Consider the following 2,478-nt stretch of genomic DNA (forward strand, 5'->3'; position numbering starts at 1 on the left):
CCCACAAACAAATTGCTCACTACTTGACTCACAACTACAGCATAATTTTTCTGCCCACCTTCGAGACTTCCAACATGGTTGCCAAAGCCAAGCGGAAAATCAAATCCAAGACTGCCCGAGCCATGCTGACATGGGCGCATTATCGATTCAAACTAACCCTGAGACATCAAGCCGAGATAACTGGAACCACAGTTGTAGATGTGACGGAAGAATACACCAGCAAAACCTGTACTCACTGTGGTCAGATGCATTCCCAGCTAGGTGGCTCAAAAGTGTTCCGATGTCCTGAGTGTGGGTTCACTCTACCCAGGGACTGGAACGGTGCTTTTGGAATCTTTCTAAAAGCTTTGCGGGATACCGCCTCTGTTACCTTAACGGGTAATAGTGCTATCGTCGCATTGTCCGGCAATAGCCGGATAAATGTCGCGTAAATGTATCAGTTCCCCTAGAATTGATGGGGTAGGATCTGCAAAAAACCCCCATTAACTTCGCGCTAGGGGGATGTTGCAGAAACCCCAATCGTCAGTCATTTGGGCATCCCGGTCCATGTCAAGTAACAGGAATGCCAAATTCCTCTATCAGGATATCGTCATTATCATCGGCGATCGTCGCGACAATAGTAATAGCTCGCGATATTTCCCCCGGCGTAATGCCAGCTAAAGTGCGGGTAGTCAGAACTACCACCTGATTATTAGTGATGGCAAAATGGGATTCAAACGTCGAAAGCCAATTCATTTCCAGCAGCCTCTTCATCAGCTGATCCTCATTTTTGACTGGGAATTGCAGAATAGGAGACCACACCGTTAGCGTATCATCTTCCGTTTCTCCCGTCAGTTGTACAAACACTATTACACTGCCATACTGAAACTTCCAGAGATGACCCGCGTCACTCTGACCAACCATCGCTTTCTGGTCTTGGGCTAAACCCGCAATCACCGTTTCAATTTCTTCCCTGTAGCCAATACTAGAGCGATCGCTAATACTGATGTCGTCAGTCATATCTTCAGGCATAGTGTCCAGGTTAGTCTGATTTGTCGATGTCATAGCAAATCTGTTTATTAAGTGTTCTTGAGCCTATATTTACTCTATTTAACAGTATCACCTGCTAGAGTGTGCTTCTTGTGAGCGATCCAGTATTTACTCACAAAGTGCTGTTCCGTGCTAATTCCTTCAAATCCTACCTGAGAGAGGCGATCGCTCAAATCATCCGTAATATAATTGCGATAATAAGGCTCATGGAACATCACCGCAAAATTTTCCATCATCTCCTTCAACTCAGGACAATCAATAGCCTGAATCGAATCACAAATAACAAATACCCCTCCCGGTTGCAGTACCCGATAAGCCTCCTCAATCACCTTCTGACGCGCGAGTGGTGGCAGTTCGTGAAACAAAAACACAGAAGTAATACCATGGAAATAGTTATCCTGATACGGTAAAGCCTCAGCATTAGCTTGGATTAATTGAGGTAGTTCCCCCGGAATTCGCGATAACAATTGATTAGCCTTGCGTAAATAAGCCCCCGACAAATCCACCCCATATAAACTAGCCTTGGGAAAAGTAGCTCCCATAAACTTCAAAGTTCGACCCGTCCCACAAGCCACATCTAGCACCCGTAATTCCCTAGCCGAAACCCCCTCAAAACCCTGTAAACCACCTTTCAGAGGCGCTAATACCCGCCGCCTCATCGCATCTGCACCCCCATTAAACAGGATATCAACTGCTCTATAAAACTTAAACAAAACCGGACATAGCCGGATATTGATGTTTATTTCTGGCTTCGTCCGGGACTGTCGGCAGCACCCCGTCCACAAGTGTAATCGTCTGAACCAGGCGATTTTTCTAAATTTATACTGGCGTTCAAATCTCTATCAATCTTCAGCCCACAGTTCTGACATTCAAAAGTCCGACGGACTAGGGGCATTTGTTGACGATGGCCACAGTTAGAACAAAGTTGACTGGATGGATAAAATCTATCGGCAATAATCAACTTTGAACCATAACGTTCTGCCTTGTAACCTAGTTGACGACGGAACTCATAAAATGAAGCATCAGCGATAGAACCCGCCAAACAATGATTTTTCAGCATACCTGACACATTCAAATCTTCAATGACTACTTGGCTGTGGTTTTTAGCCAAAAAAGTAGTTATTTTATGAATCGTGTCACGGCGAATATTAGCGACTCTTTGATGTAGCTTTTGAACTTTTAAGAGACATTTGGCCCAATTTTTTGAGCCTTTGACTTTGCGACTTAAATGGCGTTGTAATCTGGCTAGTTTTTTGGTCGCTGCTTTATAAGCCTTGGGATTAGAGAATTGGGTCCCATCGGAGCAAGTCGCCAAATTGTTAATTCCTAGGTCTACCCCGATTCTCTCTCGGAATTTCGGTGTAATTTCTGGCGTGATTTCTACGAAAAAGCTAATATACCAGTCACCTGCTTGGCGCGTTATAGTGACTTTCTTAACTAGACTGGGTG

4 protein-coding genes are annotated in these 2,478 nt (G+C 44.8%); 1 reads left to right on the forward strand and 3 read right to left on the reverse strand.

The window, feature by feature from the left end; translation table 11 throughout:
• On the forward strand, window positions 1-431 hold a 431-nt coding region (locus P5683_RS24120; protein ID WP_315642513.1), incomplete at its 5' end, for a zinc ribbon domain-containing protein.
• 118 nt (window positions 432-549) lie between these two features.
• Here P5683_RS24120 and P5683_RS24125 read toward each other — a convergent pair.
• The 3 genes from P5683_RS24125 to P5683_RS24135 form a co-directional block, all read right to left on the reverse strand.
• Complete coding sequence (locus P5683_RS24125) at window positions 550-1,044, reverse strand: YbjN domain-containing protein (protein WP_006626275.1); 495 nt, start codon at window positions 1,042-1,044, stop codon at window positions 550-552.
• A 41-nt stretch (window positions 1,045-1,085) separates the two neighbouring features.
• On the reverse strand, window positions 1,086-1,742 hold the full coding sequence (locus P5683_RS24130; protein WP_008049936.1) for a class I SAM-dependent methyltransferase: 657 nt from the start codon (window positions 1,740-1,742) through the stop codon (window positions 1,086-1,088).
• A gap of 26 nt (window positions 1,743-1,768) precedes the next feature.
• On the reverse strand, window positions 1,769-2,478 hold a 710-nt coding region (locus P5683_RS24135), incomplete at its 5' end, for an RNA-guided endonuclease TnpB family protein (protein WP_315645074.1).

The sequence above is a fragment of the Limnospira sp. PMC 1279.21 genome (genome assembly GCF_032349615.1).
GTDB lineage: Bacteria > Cyanobacteriota > Cyanobacteriia > Cyanobacteriales > Microcoleaceae > Limnospira > Limnospira fusiformis.